Source organism: Acinetobacter sp. ANC_7513, from assembly GCF_056779915.1.
This window is the reverse complement of the sequence record NZ_JBWYIW010000018.1, coordinates 1-18739: the sequence shown is the minus strand read 5'-3', so window position 1 is coordinate 18739 and position 18739 is coordinate 1. Positions and strand designations below refer to the sequence as shown.

Below are 18739 nucleotides of genomic sequence, written 5' to 3'. Positions count from 1 at the left end.
TTACCCATGTGAGAGTAAGTCATCGCCAGCTCATTATTCTAAACACCCCCTTCAATACAAGGGGGTGTTTTTTTATATATATAAATTGAAATAAAGATATAAAAATAAAAGCCCTCATTAGAGGGGCTTGTATCAAACAATAGATTAAAGTTGTCGTCGAGCGTGTTTTAACGCAGTTCTTAGGCCTTCCTCTAGCGTTGGATGGTAGAAAGGGTGATCTAGAATTTCATCAACAGTAAGATCACTGGAGATAGCCCAAGCGAGCAAATGTGCTAAATGTTCTGCTGAATAACAAAGAAATTCTGCTCCGAGAAGTTTACGTGAGTATCGATCGACGTAAACCTCTACAGCCCCAATATTTTGTCCATTGACAATCGCTCGTCCTTGCTTTTCGTAGGATACGATACCTGTAACAAACTCATGATTGGCTTTACGCAGTGTGTGATAATTGGAGCCGATCCCTGCCATTTCTGGTGAGCTAAACATAATACCCAATGGGGTAAGACTTTTTTTATGACTCGATTGATGTTGATCGAGGCAATTATGAACCGCCAATTTACCTTCATAAGATGCTTCATGCTGGATAGGCGTTGCAGTAAAAGCATCACCTACGATGTAAATGGGGTAGTCACCAAGCTGTTTAGTGATTGGATCAACAGGTAATTTCTTTAGATCAATGAATTCATCATTTATATGCTGAATATTTAAAGAATCTAAATTCGTGGTACGACCAGTCGCAGATAATAGGTAATCAACTTCTATAGATTGATTACTATCTTTTTCGATAAAGTTAATTTGAACTTTATCTTCGCCTAATTTCTCAACCTGCTCGGGTAAAATCTCATATTTGATATTTAATTCTTTTGAGAATATTTCTTGAGCTAGCGTTTGTAAGTCTGGGCTAGTCAATGAACCAATTTTTTTACTGCGAGCAAAAACTGTAGTTTCTACACCTAGACGCTGCATGGCTTGTGCAAGTTCGATTGCAATGACACCGCTTCCAATTACAGCTAAACTTTTTGGTAAAGTAGGTATTTCAAAGACTTGATCAGAAGTTAAATATAAATGGCCAAGTTTTTGTTGCCAATCTTGATTTACTGTTGGTCTTGAACCAACAGCGATAATGAACGATTTAGCTTGGTATTTCTTATTATTAACATTGATTGTGTTTGCATTTACAAATGTTGCGCGACCTGAAATTTTGTGCGCTGTAGGCCATGAATTAACGTCCTTCAGTGTTGCTTTTGTGAATCGATCACGTAATTGCTGTACATGTTGCATAACATCTTTAGTGTCAATTTGAGAAGAAATTTTTAGCCCAAGTTGCTCTGAAGTTCTCGCATTATATGCAAGATTAGCTGATGAAATTAGAACTTTACTCGGCATACAACCTACTCGAGCACAAGTGGTATCCCACGGACCGTCGTTCACAATAAGTATATTTTGTGTAGTTTTAATGGCTTCTTTATAAGCTGAAATACCAGCAGTACCAGCTCCAATAATAATGATATCGTACATATTGTATTGACTAAGAATGATTTGAATTCACTATATAAAAAAACCTTCGATGAAGAAGTTTTTTTTTCAATTTATTACACTTAAACCTTTAACTTTTGGTGATATCCACATTATTGAAAATTTGTATCATTTAAAACTAAGTATTTTCATGGTTGTTATTGAAATAAGATGAAAGAAAAAGGCGCTTGTGCGCCTTTAAAATGAATAAAATACATTTATCTTATAATGATGTACCTGCATGCACACCAACAGTTGGTTTTACATTCATCGATGTGCAACCGAGTAAAAGAAACGAACAACATAATGCAATACAAATTTTATTCATGAATAAGTCCTAATGAATTTGCTTTATTAAATAGTAACGTAGAACGACTACCTGACTTACATACTAAAAGTATAGGTTTAGGTAGACTATTGTAATACTTCGCAAACTCATGAACATCTGCATCTGTTATTTGACCTGAAATAACAGGTTGGTAAATCAAACTGATTTTAGACTTTTCGGCTAAAGCTCTTAATTCACTTGCAGTTGTTTCGTTACCTGATTCTTGATCAGGACGGTTAACGATCACAGACTTAAATCCCTGCTGCATTAAGGCATTGAATTTTGTAGCCGTCATATGACCCGATACACTCACAGATGGATTAAGTGCTTTACTGAGCGGTTCTGATGCTGAATGACTTAGCGTTACGATACTAAAAATGAAGGTGGAAAGGATGAATCTAAACCACATCTTAGTCATCAAGCAAATCCATTTGTTTTGCTAATTGGTAAAGATTGTTAGAGCGATTTCCCGTACGACAGAACATTAATACTGGTTTTGGTAGCTCATTGAAATGATTTGCAAAAGTACGAACATCAAGCTCAGTAATTTGACCTGCAACTACAGGTTGATATACATAATCTAAGCCTTGAGCGCGTGCAGCTTCTTCAATTTGGGCACTTGTTGGCTGTTCTGGTCCGCCTTCCATATCGGGGCGATTATTAATCACAGATTTAAATCCTTTTTCAACAACTTGGACTAAATGTTCTGGCCCAATTTGACCAGCAAAACCTACATTTTCACTCATTGCGTCACTCCCAAAATAAATTAAAAGACTATGCTACTATCATAGCATCTCGCTCAGATATGAGCTTTGATCGACACAAAAAATTTAAAATAAAAATCGTATGAATACATGCATGGAGCACCTATGTACGATTACACCGTAGAGCCGCTGTACGTACAAAAAGCAAATGAGTTGATCGCTGCTGACCTTTATTTGCCTGTCAAAGTTAAAAGACCTCCTGTGCTTATTATGGCGCATGGTTTTGCAGGATTACGTCAATTCAAACTAATCCAATATGCGCAACGTTTTGCTCAATCAGGTTTTGCGGTTGTACTCTTTGACTATCGTTGTTGGGGAGGTAGTACGGGTAAACCAAGAGAAATGATCTCTGTTCGTCAGCAGCTAGAAGATTGGTATGCTGTGATTGCGCATATCAAATTATTCCCTTTGGTTGATGGGCACCAGCTTTTCTTATGGGGAACGGGTCTGAGTGGCGGATATGTTCTAAAACTCGCATCTGAGTTAAATGGGATTCGGGCTGCAATAGCGCAAGTACCCTTTGTGGACGGAAATGCCAGCAGTAAAATTTATCCAATTCAACATATGGCGCAGGCTTTAAAGTTATCGAGTCAGGATTTAATGGCAGCCAAAGTTGGACGTGTTGGAAAAAAAATGCCTGTCGTTCATCCTTATGCATTAAGTTTTTACCCGAGTCAGGATAGTTATCAAGGGTATATGTCGATCGTTGATTCAAACTATTATTGGAGCGGTGAGGTGCCTGCAAGAGCTATGTTGGACGTCATACGATTTCGACCGATTACTACGGCAAGAAGTATTAAAATTCCTGTGTTATTTATTGCTGCCAAGAAAGATGCAGTTATTCCCATAGAAATTAGTCGTGAAACGGTAACCAATATGGCACCTTATGTGGAATACCATGAGTGGAATATGACACATTTTGATATTTATCAAGTAAATTGGATGGAAAGCGCAATCAAGCTTCAATTAGAATTCTTAGATCAAAATAGAGGAGTAAACTCATGATTGTTGTTTGTCCATCTTGTGGCGCAAAAAATCGTGTACCTGAAGATAAAATCCAATCTCAGCCGAATTGTGGTCAATGTCATGAGCATTTGATTCCGCTTGCCCCTATTGAGCTGAATGAGCAAAACTTTAGCAACTTTATTACCAACAGTGATTTACCAGTATTGATTGATCTCTGGGCAGAATGGTGCGGGCCTTGTAAAATGATGGCACCGCATTTTGCTGAAGTAGCCAAATCAAATCCGCATGTGGTTTTTGCGAAGATAGATACTGAAGCGAATCCGCGCTTAAGTGCTGCCTTTAATGTTCGTAGTATTCCAACGTTGGTATTGATGAATAAAACGAATGAAATTGCTAGAATAAGTGGTGCATTACGTGCAAATCAATTACGAGATTGGTTAAATCAGCAATTAAATGCTTAACCAATAGGCCAATATTTGGAGTGACTGTGTCAGATTCTCAACTTAAGCCAGAAGGTACATTATCCCTTCAAACCATTGCTATGCCTGCAGATACCAACTGGAGTGGGGATGTTTTTGGTGGTTGGATTGTTTCACAAATGGATTTGGCTGGAGCTATTCATGCAGAGCGTTATACAAAAGGTCGCTGTGCAACCATTGCAATTAATCAAATGACATTCCTTGTGCCTGTTAAGGTGGGTGATGTCATTAGTTGTTATACTAAAATTTTAAAGCTCGGAAATACCTCAATTCAAATGCAAATTGAAGTATGGGATAGTCACGACTCTTCACGTCCAGCGAAAAGAGTGACAGAAGGTGTTTTCACTTTTGTTGCGGTGGATGTGAAAGGGGCAAAACGCCAGATTCCAGATGATGTTAAACAAAAGTTTCAAGAATCTCTAAGCATCTAATCACAAAAAATCCCAACATCGTTGAGATTTTTTATTAGGGAAACTTTTTTAGGATCAATATGATCATGAGCTTTATTGCTTAAGTTGAGATTTTGCAATCCAAGCCCAGAGCATTTCACATTGAATTGGCTCTTCGCCAGATTCATCTGTCACGATCACCTTGACAAGGGTTTCACCTTTTTCAGACTCTTGCATCTGTTTTTGTTGATCATCAGTCAATGTAGCGACTGCGGTCATCGCACCTTTAGATGGGCGTTTGAAATCTACTTTTAAGCTTTTTATTAATACGATTGAGGTATCGGGTACATTCATGCCGGTAACAAAGCCTGTAGCTGTTTCAGCGATCAGCGCCATTGCGCATGCATGCACTTGACCAATATGGTTTTGCATTGCTTTATGGTTTTCGATTTTAACGACAACTTTAGCATGACTAACTTCAAGATAACGTAATTTGGCGGTTCCCACCATTGGAACGACACGGCCAAAAGCTTTGCTCCACAAAGTACTACGGATACCTTGTGGAAACTTAGATGTCGCTTTTACTAACTTAGATAAACGATTGCCTTTTGCCATGATCAGTTCCTATGATGGAGCAAAGAGATTAGTCTTTGAAGTTGTTAAATTGAAGTGGGATACCGAATTGTTGTTCTTTTAAGAACGCCATAACTTGTTGTAATGTATCGCGCTTCTTGTCAGTGACTCGGATTTTATCGCCCTGAATAGAAGATTGCACTTTGATACCACTTTCTTTAATGGCTTTATTAATTTTTTTTGCTGTATCAGAGTCAAGACCGTCTTTAAGTTTAATCACTTGAATGACATTTTTGCCAGATGCTGTCATTTTTTGCGGATCTAGTGCTTGAACGTCGACTTTACGTTTATAAAAGTGATTTTCCAGCATGTTGTAAACTTGCTCACATTGGAAGTCACTTTCAGTCGAGATCTTAATTTCTTTATTTTTTTCGTTTAATTCGATCGAAACGTCTTGACCACGGAAGTCGAAACGCGTTCCGATTTCCTTTTGTGTGTTTTGAACTGCATGATTTACTTCAAAAATCTCTAATTCTGAAACAATATCGAAAGATGGCATAGTTTAGACCTTTACAAATAGAAAGAATATCTGAGATGCTAGGGATGTTTTCTTCATTTGCCAAGTGTTGTTTACATCAAAGGAGTGCGCAATGATCCGTAAACAAGAAATTACAACATTTGAGTTCCCAGCTGACGCGATTATCTGGGATGTACGTGATACAAGTGCTTATGCTGAAGCACATGTGAAAGGAGCGGTGAACCAACCGATTTCCACACTTTCAGCAGAAAGCCTGACTCAAGTTGCAGCGGATCAACCGATTTACATTTTATGTGGCGGCGGAAGTAAAGCACCACGTGCTGCAGAACTATTAGAAGGCTTTGATAGTTCACGTGAATATGTGGTCTTAATGGGTGGTACTCGTGCTGCTCGTGAGGCAGGATTACCTTTAGAGCAAGGTTAATCATGGTTGAAAAAAAGCGCCTTATGGCGCTTTTTTAGTTTCAATAAATCATGGTGATTGAGTTTTAGCCTGAAAATATGGCTTCTTTATTCTTACTTTCTTTCTAAATCGATGAACATTGAGTTTATTGAGTAAAGTTTCAGATACAGGGCATGCTGTTTTTAAGATTTGAGCCACTAGAATTTCAGCACACAAAGGAGCAAATAAAAAGCCTTTAGAGCCCAAACCTGAGAGTGTATAAATTTCAGTATCAGATTTAACCTGACCTAAAAGCGGAAAATAATCCTGACTTTGTGCACGAACAGAAGCTCTACCATGCCAAGAATGATGGTCAGGAAATTGTGCAGCAATATCTGGTGCGAAATCTGCAAGTAACCTGTAGTTATGTTCATGATCTTCATCAAGAACATCTTGATCATCTCGATTAGGGTAAAAAGAAGCACCTAAAATGATTTGATGATCATTTAAAGGCATACAGTAGCCACCATAGCTATATGCTTCATTTTTCTTGAACTGTGTGGATGAAACATGGTTAAACCAGCTAACTTGACCACGTATTGGTTTTAAAATCGGGAAATCATCAAAAAGATTCATACTTTCACGGGCACAACAAATAATCACATGGTCAAATTGATATTGTTGTCCAACATGATCTGTTATACCGACTTGATGATTGGCAAGTAGATCCCACGATTTGATTGTCGCTTGCTGAAATTCGATCAGTTCATTCGATAAAATTTCTTTAGCCAAATCATGCGGTCTGATTGTTCCAGCCTGTTTCAGGGTGAGGAATGCTTGGTTGAACAGGCTGTTTTCAGCGGCAGAATTTGCTTCGAGTATGTTTTCTGGATATTGATTTGCAAGATCGAGAAGTTCATCAACGTGTTTAAGAGGGATTTGATGGACTTGTGCTTCGTCAAAGGCTTTAAATTTTGAATAATGGTTCATCGCATGTTGCCATGCTAATGTCATCAAATGATCGGCACTTTGTTCAATAGGACAGAGTTTGGGATTCAATAAAGCCAGAGGATTTCCTGACGCGCCACTTAATGGCTCATGGCGGTCAAATAGGCTGACGCGGTGACCTCTTAATGCAAAGGCATAGGCACAACTTAAACCCGCAATTCCAGCGCCTACAATGCCTATACGGCGTTGAGAACTTGAGTGTGGTTTGTATTGGTAATCTTCGGGAGAGAGCTCACTTTTTTCAGCCTCTTCGTCTAAAGGCAGTAAAACTCCCTTTAGCATTTCACGTTTGTGTCCGAACCCTTTTGGGCGTGTAATTTTCACGCCGTGTTTTTTTAATCCTCTTTTGAGGATGCCAGCAACACTGAAAGAGGCAAAAGTAGTTCCAATATCTGATAGTCGAATAATTTGATTCAGAACTTGTTCTTCCCACATATCAGGATTGCAGGCAGGAGCGAATCCATCTAAAAACCATGCATTGACAGTGCTAGTTTTGGCAATAGCTGGAAAAACATCATGTGCATCACCTAACCAAATATCAATACTAAAACGCTCATCTGGAAAATGAAGGCGGTGGCATCCTGCAATCGGCAGTGGATATTGGGCAATGAGTTGATCTGATAAATGTTTCAGTTCAGGCCAAGCATTTAAAGCTCGGATCAGATCAGTCTTGCTCAATGGAAATTTTTCCACCGTAATGACATGCAGTTGACTATGATTATTTGGACGAATTGATTGCCAAAGTTGCCAAAGGGTGAGGATATTTAAACCCGTGCCGAAGCCAGTTTCTCCGACTGTGAAATGTTCAAATGGTTTTAAGTCCGATAGGCGTTCATGTAGATCATTACCATTGATAAAGACATGACGCGTTTCAAGAAGGCCATTGGCTTTTGAAAAATAAACATCACCGAAAACTTTAGAAACTGGAATATCGATTCCATCAACGAGTTGCCAATCGAGATCAGCAGTTTGAATGGCCTGAGTCAAAATTTGAAACCTTTGAAAAGCGTGTCAGTGGTTTACCACTGACGACGTCGTTTTGTATAGATGTAACTGGCAATAATAAAGCCGACAAAAATACCGACAGCCATTGTTGCTGCACCGTACAAAAACATTTGAGCACTACGTTCACTTTGAAGCACCTGAATTTGTACACCTAAATTATCATTTTTTAGTTGTAATTCTTGATTCTGTGCTAAAGCTTCTAGGTTTGCTTTTTCAAGCTGTTGGAGACGTGTTGCTTGGTCTTTGACTAAAGCCTTTACTTTTGCTTCTTGAAGCGCTTTATTTCGTGCAATTTGTTCAGCTGTAAGTGGCTTTGCAGGCGTAGCTGTTGCTGGCTGAGACTGTGCAGCTGGATTCGCTGGTGCAGCAGTAGTTGCTGCGGGTTCAGCCCAAGCTGAAGATACCAATGCAAAACTGATGAAAAGAGCAGAGCGTGTCAAATTCATCATCTTATTCATGTGGTAATGCTTTATTAAAAGGTTTTACGTCAATGCTGGCATAAATACCTTCTTTTAAAAAAGGCTCATCTGCTAACCATTCATCTAACGCTTCACGGCTTTCAAAATCTAAAATAAGGGTGCTGCCATAAAATCCAGCTTGTGGGTTATTACGATCTTTTGGCATCGCGCCAGCGACGATTACGCGACCTTCCTCAGCCAGTTTTTCAAGGCGTGCAAGGTGTTGTGGGCGTGTTGCTAAGCGTTTTTCAACAGTACCTTCTTGGTCGGTACACGTCACTACAAATAAGGGCATGGCGAAATCTCTATATCCTCTTTCAACACGATTATTCTTCTGCAGATTTAAAGTGTTTTCGTAAAATGATGAATTGAATAATGATAAATGAAAACATCACAATCATGTCACCAAAAGCAGTAAATTCACCCCAATATTTTCCATCCATGAACACGAAAGCAAAGAAAATATGCAATGATGCCATACCAACAAACATCGCGGCCCAAGCATAGTTTAAATTTTTCCATCCCTGCGGTGTTAAATTTAAAATAGGACCAAATAAGCGTTGAATGAGAGGTTTGCGGTCTTTACCAAAATAAGGTGAAATTAAGAAAGCACCAGCAAATACAAAATTCAAGATCGCTGCTTTGAGACGAATATAAAAATCATCACTCAACATGAGAGTAATCCCACCAAAAATCACCGTCATAAATAAAACAATCCATTGTTGTTTATCGAGATGAAATTTTTGGCGGACAAATAATGCACCGTAGACCACGAGCATAGAAATGATTAAGCCCGTTGTAGCAACGAGAATATGGTTATTATCGACGCCACCTGCAGAGCCGATCCATTGCAGTAAAGGGTGATTGTTATCTTTGGGATCGACAGTTTTGTAAAGCCAAAAGAAAATTATGAGTGGCACAAAGTCTAAAAGTGCTTTCATGTTAAAGTATCTATGCAGTTCAGGTGGATGGATTAGTATAAAAGATGCAAGGCGTAGATTTACACACACATAGTAATATTTCTGATGGAACTTTGTCGCCAGAGTTACTGGTTCAAGCTGCGCTCGAAAAAGGGATACATACCCTTGCACTGACTGACCACGATAGCATGGATGGTTTGGTTTTGGCTGAAAAAGTTGCAAAAAATCAACCAATTCAAATTATTTCAGGTGTGGAAATTTCAAGTCAGTGGTCTAGACCTTCGACCAAAAAAAGTTATGGTGTGCATGTGGTCGCACTGAATATGCAATCACCTGATCCTTTGCATAAGCTACTAGAACAACAAAAGATAATTCGAGCTGAACGTGCTCAACTCATCTGTGAATTGTTGAAGCCTCTTATTGGAGAGGATATTTACGCGGATGTGGTTGCGAAGGTCGAGGGTATACCTGATCGTGTGACACGAACCCATATTGCGAAGACGCTGGTCGAGAAGGGTCATGTTTCACGTCCGCAACAAGCTTTTGACAAATATATCAAGGAAGGTAAAAAAGCTTATGTTCAGTTTGAAGGACTTGGTCTGGAGGAAACGATACGTGTAATTCATGAGGCTCAAGGGTTTGCTGTTTTGGCACATCCTACCCGTTATGATTTATCTGCGACGAACATTCGTTATTTGATTGAAATATTTGCACGTTACGGAGGCGACGCAGTTGAGTTGCCACCTGCGATTGAGCCTACCTCGACGCGACAAATGGTAGACCGAATGATTGCCGAATTTGGGCTTAAAGTATCAGTTGGAAGTGATTTCCATGGAGATAATATGCCATGGATAAAATTGGGGAATATCCCTCAAGTGAAAGAGGGGCAGGTTGGCATCTGGGAAAGTTTTATTGTATAGAAATTCTCTTATAACAACGGATAAGAGAATTTCAGGCGGCGATAAGACATTCAGTTGTCATGAATCAAAGTAAGTTGTGATCTTGTGCTTGGATCGGTGGAGGAGTTGGTTTTCCTAAAGTCCCGAGTAGTTCAATCTCGATTGTACGAACCATGGCATCGAGTGGAAGATCATTACTTTGTGTACCAAAAGGCTCTTCTATTTCAGAGCTGAGCGCATCAAGCCCCAAAAACGTATATGCTAAAATACCGACTAAAAGTGGCGTCGCCAAACCGAGCACCGAGCCTAAACTAAATGGAAGCATAAAACAGAAAAAATAAACGGTACGGTTTAAGAGTACTGAATAAGCATAAGGTAAAGGAGTTGTAGCAATACGATCACAGCCTGTTTGAACCAAACTTAATTCAGTTACATGTTGGTTCATTTGTGTATAAATAATGTCTGAAATTTCGCCTTCTTTCAGTGACTGCATCAACTCCCATTGAATCAAACTTAATGTGTATTGTGGTGCATTGGCTTGCTGGTAAAGTTGAGTTAAAGCTTGTGGGCTCATGCCACTGGTTTGATGCAAAGCATCGGGACTGACTGTTTGATGACGAAGACGGTCACGCAGTACGTTAGCAAAAACAATCATATGCTGAATTACACGTTCACGACGACCTTGCGGCAAGATCCGGCAGTCTCGATCGAAATGTCGAGCATTGGCGATTAAGCTTCCCCATAATTTACGCGCTTCCCACCAACGGTCATAACATGCCGAATTTTTGAAACCTAAAAAAATCGACAATACTACTCCGATCAGTGTAAACCCAACCAAAGGAATTTCAGGGAATCTATAGAGATTTATATATTCAATTCCCCCCACGATTGCTGAAATCAGCATAACGATTCCAAGTGGAGGTAATACCTTCGGTAAGATGGTTCCACGCCATGAAAATAATAGTTTTAGCGTATCGGTTTGATCACGAACAATCATGTAAATCAATCTTTCATTTTTCTATGATCTTCACTAGTTCAGCGAGTATTGTCAATGATAAAAAATGGAAACTTCGAGCAATTTTATTCTGTAATTTATAGACTTATTCTCGGATCAGTTGGTGCTCCATAAAAGAGTAGCTGCCTTCGGTGGAAATGATGACATGATCGAGTAATTTAACCTCAATTAAATTACAAGCTCTACTTAAAGATTTCGTCAAATTGATATCGTCAATTGAGGGCTGAGGAATTCCTAAAGGATGATTATGTGCAATAATCACAGCACTCGCCTGAGTGTGGATGATATGTCGAATAAACTGATTAATTGAAACTGCACAGTGGTTAGTAGAACCAAAGAATAATTTTTTAAAATTAATTTTTCTGAGCCTTGCATCTAAACAGAGTACCGCGAAAATCTCTTGAGATTCGCCAATAAGTTCATAGCGAAGATAATCTTGAATTAAATCAGAGCGACTTAAATCAATTTGTTGGTTCAATTGATGTTGCAAGTAACGCCGTCCAAGCTCTTTTACAGCCATCAATTGAGAGTATTTAGTGTCTCCCATGCCATGGAACATGCGAATTTCGTCTATCGATGCATCAAACACTGCATTTAAGCTTCCAAAATGTTGCAACATCAATCTTGCTAATTCGACCGCAGAATGTTGTTGAGATCCTGATCTTAAAAAGATGGCGAGGAGTTCTGCATCAGAGAGGCTATGAGCACCTTGGCGGAGTAATCTTTCTCGCGGTCGTTCTTGTTCGGGCCATTGTTTGATCGAATTATTCATTATTATTCACTGTTTTAAATTATTTTAACTTTTGAATATTCACCAAGGTATATCTTGGGTGGCAGAATATTTAATGCTATTGTGAGCGCCACTGCAATAAAAAGGTGACGTGATCTTGAGTTTTGATCTTAGTGTGTTCTCCAATAAAAATATTATTCTTGCTGTTACTGGTGGTATTGCTGCTTATAAAAGTGCCATCTTAGTACGCCGACTTAAAGATTACGGATTTAATGTCCGAGTTGTAATGACTCAAGGTGCCCAAGCTTTTATTACGCCGCTTACCTTTCAAGCATTGTCGGGTAATCCAGTGCATACTGAACTTCTAGATACAGAAGCTGAAGCTGGAATGGGGCATATCGAATTAGCACGATGGGCGGATTTGGTACTTGTTGCTCCTGCCAGTTGTGACAGTATTGCCAAATTTGCTTGTGGATTAGCGGATGATTTACTCAGTACACTCTATTTGGCAACAAAAGCACCTGTTTGGATCGCACCAGCCATGAATCAACAAATGTGGGCGGCTAAAGCAACACAGCGCAATTTAAGTAGTTTGGTTGAGGATGGTGTGCATGTCATTATGCCTGAGGCGGGTTCTCAAGCGTGTGGCGATGTTGGATTAGGACGTATGCCTGAGCCTGAAGATTTAGCTGAACAGGTACGAGAATATTTCCATAAAGCGCAGCGTGCAATTGCAGAAAAATTTGGCTTGCTGGCGGGTAAAAAAGTGACGATTACCGCAGGTCCAACTCGAGAGGCAATTGATCCAGTGCGTTATATTTCAAACCACAGCACTGGAAAAATGGGGTTTGCTATTGCTGCTGCATGTTATTCAGCAGGTGCTGAGGTGACACTGATCGCGGGTCCTGTCAGTTTAGATACACCGAATGGAGTCAAGCGTTTAAATGTATCTTCAGCGAGACAGATGCTTGATTTAAGCATGAATCAGTTGGAAACGGGATGTGATGTATTTATTGCGACAGCTGCCGTAGCGGATTATCGTGTCGCAGAAGTTGCGGAACATAAAATCAAAAAAGCTGGTGATGAGTTAGCTGTCTCTCTTGTTAAAAATCCTGATATCGTGGCGACGATAGCTTTGCAAGACAAACGTCCATTTATGGTCGGTTTTGCAGCTGAAACGCGTAATGTCGAAGAATATGCCGCAGGTAAATTGGTGGCTAAGAAGCTAGATATGATCGCATGCAATGATGTTTCAAGAGCGGATATTGGTTTTGCTTCAGATGAAAATGCGATGACCGTGTTTTTTGCTGAACAATATGAAATGGAAAAACGTGATCTTGAAAAAGCTTCAAAGCAAGAAATTGCACAGCAATTAGTTGAAGCTATCCATGATGCATTACATCAAGAAAAACGACCTGTTTAAATGTAGGATATAAAAAAGACCGCAAATGCGGTCTTTTTTATAAGGGCAAACTTAATCAGATGATTAAGCTTGACCTTCAGCAGCGGCAGCTTGAGCACGTTGCATGTTTGCCTCGAATTCAGCATCGAAGTTAATCGGTGTAAGAAGTAATTGAGGGAAGCTACCTTTAGTTACAAGATCATTCACCGCTTCACGAAGGAATGGGAACAAAATATTAGGGCAATAAGCACCAAGAATGTACGGAAGACGTTCATCTTCAACGCCATCAATCAAGAAAATACCTGATTGTGTTACGTCTACGATAAATGCAGTTTCACCTGCATTCGCAGCTTGTACAACCACTTTTAAAGAAACTTCAAAATGAGTTGGATCTACTTTTTCAGCTGATGAAGAAAGATTGATGTTTAACTCAGGTTGCCATTCTTTTGTAAAAACCGCAGCACCAGGAACTTCAAAAGAAATGTCTTTTGTATAAATACGTTCTAATGCTAATTGTGGTTGAACTTGTTGTTCTTCACTCATTCTTAATTCCTTAGATTTAGTGATTATGCCAATAATTCGTCTAGTTTACCTTCACGCTCTAAAGCATAAAGTTGGTCGAAACCACCGATGAATTGATCTTTAATGAAAATTTGTGGCACTGTGCGGTGGTTGGTTTTTTGCATTAACTCAACACGAACCTCAGGTGCTTCTTTTGATAAATTAATTTCTTTGTACTCAATGCCTTTACGTTCAAGGAGTTGCTTTGCACGTACGCAATAAGGACACATCGTTGTTGAATATACAGTCACTTGAGCTGTCATTTTACAAACTCCTTAAGCTTTTTTGCTTTTTACTAAAGGTAAGCCTTGAGCTTTCCAGTTGCTGATGCCACCGTCTAAACGATAACTATCTGTATGACCGACTTGTTGTAGAGCAGAGCCTGCAACTTGGCCTAAATTACAAATGAATACCAATGGACGGTCCGCAGCTTTTAATTCTTCAACATTTGCAGCAATTTGACTATATGGAATATTACGACTACCGCTAATATGACCTTCACGGAAATCTTTAGCATCGCGCAAATCAATCAGCATCGCATTTTTAGCTTTCACTAAAATTCCGAGCGATTGTGGAGAAATTTTACGACCACTACGTTGTCCTTCAAAAACGAAAAACAAAACAATAAGGGCCCCTAAAATTGCAAATAAAAAGGGGTGACTCCCCATAAATTCGAACCAACGTTCCACAAATCACCTAATGACTAATTAAAAACTGCGTTGAGTATAACGTATATATATGGTGATCAAAATCACTGCTTCAAGGGCGTGCTTAAAGAAAACTAATTTTTTTGTTGCGCCTCAGTAATCTCATCTATTAGACGTAAATAACTTTCTAAACGCCTTTGTAAAATATCACCATTTTTGACACCTTCTTTAAGCGCACATTGCTTTTCGTGCGTATGGGTGCAATTGCGATACTGACAATGTCCTAAGAGCGCAGAAATTTCAGGAAAGCCACCATCGATTTTCTCATGATCTAAATGCCATAAGCCAAATTCACGAATACCTGGGGAATCGATTAAAGCACCATTTTCACCAAAACGAATTAAACGTGTTGAGGTCGTAGTATGTTGACCGAGTGCGGAGTTTTCTGAAATGACATTGGTTTTTTGATCAGCATCAGGAATGATGGCATTAATAAGTGTACTTTTCCCAACACCCGATTGACCTACAAATGCAACAGTTTGATTGTCAATACGTTGAATCAACTCATCTAAATTACCATTGGATTGGGTCAGGATGAAATCATAACCAAGTTGACGATATTCTTCTGCTAACAGCAAAATTGGATCATTTTCTTTCAGTAAATCACATTTGTTCAATACTAATAAAGCAGGAATATTGGCATCTTCACATGCAACCAAATAACGATCGATTAGGGTTGGTGCAGGTTCTGGTAACGGTGCAATCACGATGACGATCAGGCTGATATTTGCAGCTACTGGTTTTACTTTGTGATAACGATCTGGGCGAGTCAACAAGGATTGTCGCGGTTGAATCGCTGTGATAATACCTAAGCCAGTATTTGGATCTGCTTGCCATTTTACGCGATCTCCTGTAACCAATAATTCTAAATTGGTACGGGTATGACAACGCCAAACGCTATTCAGCTCAATAGGTTTCCAAAAAGGTTCTGGCTCACCTTCTTTGGTATCTGGTTTTATTGGATGTTGATCAGGTAAGGAGAGGGCTTGTACTTCGAGTTGTCGACCATAGTGTTGGACGACTAAGCCTTCCAAGTCGTGAGACGTGTCGATTTCTTCTTGACGTGTTTGATGTTGTTTCTGAATACGACGTTGTTGTTGCTCTGTCAAACGACGCTTACGAATTAAAGCCATTCACAACCTAAAAAACCTTGAAATTTAGATGGCAAAAATAGCATGATGAGCCCTGGATTTACAGCCAAGATCGGAATAATTTGCTACTATCCATCTTTAATTTAGCCCAATAAGATTGCACTTTATGAGCAGCACCCCAGATACCCGCTTAATTTGGATCGACCTTGAAATGACAGGGTTAGATACAGACAACGATCAAATTATTGAAATTGCAACGATTATTACGGATGATCATTTAAATATTCTTGCTGAAGGCCCAGTGTTAGCTGTACATCAGTCAGATATTATTTTAAATGCGATGGATGAATGGAATACACGTCAGCACGGGCAATCTGGACTTATTGAACGCGTACGCCGTAGTAAGCTAACAGCGCAAGATGCTGAGCAACAAACACTTGAATTCTTAAAAAAATGGGTCAATCCAAAATCATCTCCGATGTGTGGAAACTCAATTTGCCAAGATCGCCGTTTCTTACATCGTTTAATGCCAGAGCTTGAGCAGTTCTTCCATTACCGTAATTTGGATGTGTCTTCTGTTAAAGAGTTAGCAAAACGCTGGCGCCCAGAAATTATGAGTGGTTTAAAGAAAAATGCTTCTCATCTTGCGATGGATGATATTCGTGACTCAATTGCTGAATTGAAGTATTACCGTCAATATTTTTTCATCTCAAATAATTAAAGAGATCAGTTGCATTTTTAGAAAAGGGGCTGAGGCCTCTTTTTTTATAGATTTTATAAATGATCGAAAGAACCAAATATTAATTAAAATGTTTAAAAATTGATAGCAAAAAATAAACTGACTTTTATGCTGATGGATCTCAGAATAGTGAAAATTTAAGAATGATAACAGAGACTAAGTTATGCAAAGTAGTAATCCGATTTTAACCCGTGTAGAGACTGTATCCAATTATCAACAACCCATGACCATTCAAGGTGCGATTCAGAAATCTGTTGTATTAACTGTGATTTCGGCAGCGGTGGGTATCGCGCTGTTTATTTATAGTTTTATGACTTTAAATGTATCACTCGCCTATGCTAGTGCGATGGTGGGGGCGATTGGTGGATTCATTCTGGCACTCATTACTACTTTTAAGCCGAATACTGCTCGAACTTTAGCTATTCCATATGCTTTATTTCAAGGTGCTTTTTTAGGGGGTATTTCAGTCATATTTCAACTGAAATACCCTGGTGTTCCTTTAAAGGCCTTGCTCGCAACATTTGTCACGACTTTGGTGATGTTCGCGCTTTATCGGTTTCAAATTATTCGTGCGACTGAGAAATTTAAAGCGGTTGTGTTGTCAGCCACCATTGCGATTGCGATTGTATTTGTTCTCCAATTTATTATGAGTCTAGCTTTTGGTTCGAGCATTCCATATATATTTGATAATAATTGGCTAGGTTTAGGATTTGCAGCTTTTGTCGCCATTATTGCATCATTGAATCTAATTTTAGATTTCGACCTGATTGAAAATGCCGCAGCTCAATACGCGCCTAAAGCGATGGAATGGTTATGCGGTGTTGCCTTGTTAGCCACTTTAGTTTGGATGTATTTCTCTTTCTTGCGTTTAATTGGCCTACTGTCTAGTAATGACTAATGCAGTTCAGCTAAGGCGTGTAAAAAGATCAGACTGATGTCTGATCTTTTTTTAGCGTCTAATTCGGTTTAACAATTTTTTGAAAAAAGATGCATTATGCAATTTCGTAAATGCTCTAGACTTGGCATCATGCATGAAAATTAATTTGAGTGAGAGTCACATGGCACAAGGACTATTAGCAGGTAAACGTTTTTTAATCGCGGGTGTTGCGAGTAAATTGTCGATTGCATTCGGTGTTGCAGAAGCTTTACACCGTGAAGGTGCAGAATTGGCATTTACCTATCCTAATGAAAAAATGAAGAAGCGTGTTGATGACTTTGCTGAACAGTTTGGTTCAAAACTAGTTTTTCCATGTGATGTTGCTGTTGATGCTGAAATCGAACAGGCATTTGCTGAATTAGCAAAACATTGGGATGGTTTGGATGGCGTAGTGCATTCAATTGGTTTTGCACCAGCACATACTTTAGATGGTGATTTTACTGAAGTTACTGATCGTGAAGGTTTTAAAATCGCGCATGACATCAGTGCCTATAGCTTTATTGCCATGGCTCGTGCGGCAAAACCACTTTTAACTGCTCGTCAGGGCTGTTTGCTCACACTCACTTACCAAGGTTCAGAGCGTGTGATGCCAAACTATAATGTTATGGGATTGGCGAAAGCATCTTTAGAGGCTGGCGTTCGTTACTTGGCTTCAAGTTTGGGTGCTGAAGGAATTCGTGTAAATGCAATTTCAGCTGGTCCAATTCGTACGCTTGCGGCTTCAGGTATTAAGTCTTTCCGTAAGATGCTTGATCTGAATGAAAAGGTTGCACCTTTAAAACGTAATGTCACGATTGAAGATGTAGGTAATGCGGCATTATTCTTATGTTCACCATGGGCGAATGGTATTACTGGCGAAATTTTATATGTAGATGCTGGTTACAATACGGTTGGTATGAGTGCAGATTTAATGCTAACAGAATAAATCTCATCTTAATAAGAAATAAAAATCGGCAATTTACTGCCGATTTTTTTATATTTTTTAAAGTTCATTTATGTAACCAAGACTAGGTAAATCGTATTTTTTTTGATTAAATATTAAGAAATTCTTTAGCCTTATTAAATTATAAAAGACAGATAATAACCATGCTTGCCAACATCTTTTCGGCATTGGAACAGCTCGGTCTAACCGCCCAAAACAGAGCCCTCCACATCCAATTCAGTCATTCACAACTGAATAGCCAAGTCTTCCTACAACGCATCGATGGCAGCCATGTCCTTAACGAAGGCGTGCAAGCAGACCTCATCTGTCTCTCGACCAATGCCTTAATTCCACTCAAACAATTCATCGGCACACAAGTGGCCGTCGATCAAGTCACCGATCAAGGCACCC

Annotated in this window: 25 protein-coding genes; 10 read left to right on the top strand and 15 right to left on the bottom strand. The window is 39.3% G+C overall.

Features of this window, described 5'->3' with window-relative positions; all coding sequences use genetic code 11:
- Positions 1–144: 144 nt before the first annotated feature.
- From AC1M9B_RS14230 to AC1M9B_RS14220, 3 genes are all read right to left on the bottom strand, one after another.
- Entirely contained in the window at positions 145–1518 is a 1374-nt protein-coding gene (locus tag AC1M9B_RS14230; RefSeq protein ID WP_481609328.1) for a dihydrolipoyl dehydrogenase, read from the bottom strand.
- A gap of 317 nt (positions 1519–1835) precedes the next feature.
- Positions 1836–2261: a protein tyrosine phosphatase family protein gene (locus AC1M9B_RS14225; protein WP_180000531.1), complete on the bottom strand. Its 426-nt coding sequence runs from the start codon at positions 2259–2261 to the stop codon at positions 1836–1838.
- Positions 2254–2589: a protein tyrosine phosphatase family protein gene (locus AC1M9B_RS14220; protein WP_035269714.1), complete on the bottom strand. Its 336-nt coding sequence runs from the start codon at positions 2587–2589 to the stop codon at positions 2254–2256. Before AC1M9B_RS14220 ends, AC1M9B_RS14225 begins: the two co-directional genes overlap by 8 nt.
- A 123-nt stretch (positions 2590–2712) precedes the next feature.
- Here AC1M9B_RS14220 and AC1M9B_RS14215 point away from each other — a divergent pair, with 123 nt between their 5' ends.
- The 3 genes from AC1M9B_RS14215 (at position 2713) to AC1M9B_RS14205 (ending at position 4483) form a co-directional block, all read left to right on the top strand.
- Complete coding sequence (locus AC1M9B_RS14215; RefSeq protein ID WP_481609327.1) at positions 2713–3612, top strand: alpha/beta hydrolase; 900 nt, start codon at positions 2713–2715, stop codon at positions 3610–3612.
- Complete coding sequence (trxC, locus tag AC1M9B_RS14210) at positions 3609–4034, top strand: thioredoxin TrxC (protein ID WP_481589621.1); 426 nt, start codon at positions 3609–3611, stop codon at positions 4032–4034. The genes AC1M9B_RS14215 and trxC overlap by 4 nt, the downstream gene beginning before the upstream one ends.
- Before the next feature lie 80 nt (positions 4035–4114).
- Positions 4115–4483, top strand: coding sequence for an acyl-CoA thioesterase (locus AC1M9B_RS14205; RefSeq protein WP_218945426.1), 369 nt, complete (start codon positions 4115–4117; stop codon positions 4481–4483).
- Positions 4484–4555: 72 nt separating this feature from the next.
- Here AC1M9B_RS14205 and AC1M9B_RS14200 read toward each other — a convergent pair whose 3' ends face one another.
- Entirely contained in the window at positions 4556–5056 is a 501-nt protein-coding gene (locus tag AC1M9B_RS14200) for a DUF4442 domain-containing protein (RefSeq protein ID WP_035269707.1), read from the bottom strand.
- 28 nt (positions 5057–5084) lie between these two features.
- The gene (locus AC1M9B_RS14195) at positions 5085–5573 is read right to left on the bottom strand and encodes a YajQ family cyclic di-GMP-binding protein (protein ID WP_035269703.1); all 489 of its coding nucleotides are present in this window, start codon (positions 5571–5573) and stop codon (positions 5085–5087) included.
- Between the two features lie 91 nt (positions 5574–5664).
- On the opposite strand from AC1M9B_RS14195, the gene AC1M9B_RS14190 reads away from it, so the two are divergent.
- Entirely contained in the window at positions 5665–5976 is a 312-nt protein-coding gene (locus AC1M9B_RS14190; RefSeq protein ID WP_092768890.1) for a rhodanese-like domain-containing protein, read from the top strand.
- 48 nt (positions 5977–6024) lie between these two features.
- On the opposite strand, the gene mnmC is transcribed toward AC1M9B_RS14190, so the two are convergent.
- Genes mnmC through AC1M9B_RS14170 form a run of 4 tightly spaced genes read right to left on the bottom strand, consistent with a single transcriptional unit; the run spans position 6025 to position 9346 of the window.
- Entirely contained in the window at positions 6025–7929 is a 1905-nt protein-coding gene (mnmC, locus tag AC1M9B_RS14185) for a bifunctional tRNA (5-methylaminomethyl-2-thiouridine)(34)-methyltransferase MnmC2/FAD-dependent 5-carboxymethylaminomethyl-2-thiouridine(34) oxidoreductase MnmC1 (protein ID WP_481592476.1), read from the bottom strand.
- 32 nt (positions 7930–7961) lie between these two features.
- A complete protein-coding gene (locus AC1M9B_RS14180) occupies positions 7962–8396 on the bottom strand; it encodes an SH3 domain-containing protein (protein WP_092768912.1) in 435 nt (144 codons plus the stop codon).
- A gap of 1 nt (position 8397) precedes the next feature.
- Entirely contained in the window at positions 8398–8700 is a 303-nt protein-coding gene (locus AC1M9B_RS14175) for a YciI family protein (RefSeq protein ID WP_035269693.1), read from the bottom strand.
- A 31-nt stretch (positions 8701–8731) separates the two neighbouring features.
- A complete protein-coding gene (locus AC1M9B_RS14170; RefSeq protein ID WP_035269690.1) occupies positions 8732–9346 on the bottom strand; it encodes an inner membrane-spanning protein YciB in 615 nt (204 codons plus the stop codon).
- Positions 9347–9390: 44 nt separating this feature from the next.
- Between AC1M9B_RS14170 and AC1M9B_RS14165 the strand changes: the two genes are divergently transcribed.
- Positions 9391–10245, top strand: a complete 855-nt coding sequence (locus AC1M9B_RS14165) for a PHP domain-containing protein (protein ID WP_035269688.1) — start codon at positions 9391–9393, stop codon at positions 10243–10245.
- A gap of 64 nt (positions 10246–10309) precedes the next feature.
- Here the strand turns inward: AC1M9B_RS14165 and AC1M9B_RS14160 are convergent, their stop codons facing one another.
- Positions 10310–11221: a bestrophin family protein gene (locus AC1M9B_RS14160; protein WP_035269686.1), complete on the bottom strand. Its 912-nt coding sequence runs from the start codon at positions 11219–11221 to the stop codon at positions 10310–10312.
- A gap of 103 nt (positions 11222–11324) precedes the next feature.
- Positions 11325–12011, bottom strand: coding sequence for a RadC family protein (gene radC, locus AC1M9B_RS14155; RefSeq protein ID WP_035269684.1), 687 nt, complete (start codon positions 12009–12011; stop codon positions 11325–11327).
- Between the two features lie 115 nt (positions 12012–12126).
- On the opposite strand from radC, the gene coaBC reads away from it, so the two are divergent.
- Positions 12127–13392 carry a bifunctional phosphopantothenoylcysteine decarboxylase/phosphopantothenate--cysteine ligase CoaBC gene (gene coaBC / locus AC1M9B_RS14150; RefSeq protein WP_481598082.1) on the top strand — a complete coding sequence of 422 codons (1266 nt, stop codon included), beginning with the start codon at positions 12127–12129 and terminating at the stop codon, positions 13390–13392.
- Positions 13393–13455: 63 nt separating this feature from the next.
- Here the strand turns inward: coaBC and secB are convergent, their stop codons facing one another.
- From secB to rsgA, 4 genes are all read right to left on the bottom strand, one after another.
- Positions 13456–13914: a protein-export chaperone SecB gene (gene secB / locus AC1M9B_RS14145; protein WP_035270796.1), complete on the bottom strand. Its 459-nt coding sequence runs from the start codon at positions 13912–13914 to the stop codon at positions 13456–13458.
- 23 nt (positions 13915–13937) lie between these two features.
- Positions 13938–14195, bottom strand: coding sequence for a glutaredoxin 3 (grxC, locus tag AC1M9B_RS14140; protein WP_035270794.1), 258 nt, complete (start codon positions 14193–14195; stop codon positions 13938–13940).
- A gap of 12 nt (positions 14196–14207) precedes the next feature.
- The gene (locus AC1M9B_RS14135) at positions 14208–14621 is read right to left on the bottom strand and encodes a rhodanese-like domain-containing protein (RefSeq protein WP_481609326.1); all 414 of its coding nucleotides are present in this window, start codon (positions 14619–14621) and stop codon (positions 14208–14210) included.
- A gap of 92 nt (positions 14622–14713) precedes the next feature.
- Complete coding sequence (gene rsgA, locus AC1M9B_RS14130) at positions 14714–15772, bottom strand: ribosome small subunit-dependent GTPase A (protein ID WP_180000511.1); 1059 nt, start codon at positions 15770–15772, stop codon at positions 14714–14716.
- A 124-nt stretch (positions 15773–15896) separates the two neighbouring features.
- Here rsgA and orn point away from each other — a divergent pair, with 124 nt between their 5' ends.
- The 4 genes from orn to AC1M9B_RS14110 form a co-directional block, all read left to right on the top strand.
- A complete protein-coding gene (gene orn / locus AC1M9B_RS14125) occupies positions 15897–16451 on the top strand; it encodes an oligoribonuclease (RefSeq protein ID WP_035270788.1) in 555 nt (184 codons plus the stop codon).
- Positions 16452–16632: 181 nt separating this feature from the next.
- Complete coding sequence (locus AC1M9B_RS14120; RefSeq protein WP_481609325.1) at positions 16633–17367, top strand: Bax inhibitor-1/YccA family protein; 735 nt, start codon at positions 16633–16635, stop codon at positions 17365–17367.
- A 160-nt stretch (positions 17368–17527) separates the two neighbouring features.
- Positions 17528–18331 (top strand): enoyl-ACP reductase FabI, encoded by an 804-nt coding sequence (locus tag AC1M9B_RS14115; RefSeq protein WP_092768909.1) that lies wholly within the window; start codon positions 17528–17530, stop codon positions 18329–18331.
- Between the two features lie 161 nt (positions 18332–18492).
- A partial coding sequence (locus tag AC1M9B_RS14110; protein WP_481609324.1) for a hypothetical protein occupies positions 18493–18739 on the top strand: 247 nt, incomplete at its 3' end.

Coding starts and splice junctions, on each gene's coding strand:
- AC1M9B_RS14115 (WP_092768909.1), top strand. CDS start 17,528: ATGGCACAAGGACTATTAGCAGGTAAACGTTTTTTAATCGCGGGTGTT.
- rsgA (WP_180000511.1), bottom strand. CDS start 15,772: ATGGCTTTAATTCGTAAGCGTCGTTTGACAGAGCAACAACAACGTCGT.
- AC1M9B_RS14175 (WP_035269693.1), bottom strand. CDS start 8,700: ATGCCCTTATTTGTAGTGACGTGTACCGACCAAGAAGGTACTGTTGAA.
- radC (WP_035269684.1), bottom strand. CDS start 12,011: ATGAATAATTCGATCAAACAATGGCCCGAACAAGAACGACCGCGAGAA.
- AC1M9B_RS14120 (WP_481609325.1), top strand. CDS start 16,633: ATGCAAAGTAGTAATCCGATTTTAACCCGTGTAGAGACTGTATCCAAT.
- AC1M9B_RS14160 (WP_035269686.1), bottom strand. CDS start 11,221: ATGATTGTTCGTGATCAAACCGATACGCTAAAACTATTATTTTCATGG.
- AC1M9B_RS14230 (WP_481609328.1), bottom strand. CDS start 1,518: ATGTACGATATCATTATTATTGGAGCTGGTACTGCTGGTATTTCAGCT.
- AC1M9B_RS14225 (WP_180000531.1), bottom strand. CDS start 2,261: ATGACTAAGATGTGGTTTAGATTCATCCTTTCCACCTTCATTTTTAGT.
- AC1M9B_RS14195 (WP_035269703.1), bottom strand. CDS start 5,573: ATGCCATCTTTCGATATTGTTTCAGAATTAGAGATTTTTGAAGTAAAT.
- AC1M9B_RS14215 (WP_481609327.1), top strand. CDS start 2,713: ATGTACGATTACACCGTAGAGCCGCTGTACGTACAAAAAGCAAATGAG.
- AC1M9B_RS14200 (WP_035269707.1), bottom strand. CDS start 5,056: ATGGCAAAAGGCAATCGTTTATCTAAGTTAGTAAAAGCGACATCTAAG.
- AC1M9B_RS14205 (WP_218945426.1), top strand. CDS start 4,115: ATGCCTGCAGATACCAACTGGAGTGGGGATGTTTTTGGTGGTTGGATT.
- grxC (WP_035270794.1), bottom strand. CDS start 14,195: ATGACAGCTCAAGTGACTGTATATTCAACAACGATGTGTCCTTATTGC.
- AC1M9B_RS14180 (WP_092768912.1), bottom strand. CDS start 8,396: ATGATGAATTTGACACGCTCTGCTCTTTTCATCAGTTTTGCATTGGTA.
- orn (WP_035270788.1), top strand. CDS start 15,897: ATGAGCAGCACCCCAGATACCCGCTTAATTTGGATCGACCTTGAAATG.
- AC1M9B_RS14220 (WP_035269714.1), bottom strand. CDS start 2,589: ATGAGTGAAAATGTAGGTTTTGCTGGTCAAATTGGGCCAGAACATTTA.
- AC1M9B_RS14165 (WP_035269688.1), top strand. CDS start 9,391: ATGCAAGGCGTAGATTTACACACACATAGTAATATTTCTGATGGAACT.
- AC1M9B_RS14190 (WP_092768890.1), top strand. CDS start 5,665: ATGATCCGTAAACAAGAAATTACAACATTTGAGTTCCCAGCTGACGCG.
- secB (WP_035270796.1), bottom strand. CDS start 13,914: ATGAGTGAAGAACAACAAGTTCAACCACAATTAGCATTAGAACGTATT.
- trxC (WP_481589621.1), top strand. CDS start 3,609: ATGATTGTTGTTTGTCCATCTTGTGGCGCAAAAAATCGTGTACCTGAA.
- AC1M9B_RS14170 (WP_035269690.1), bottom strand. CDS start 9,346: ATGAAAGCACTTTTAGACTTTGTGCCACTCATAATTTTCTTTTGGCTT.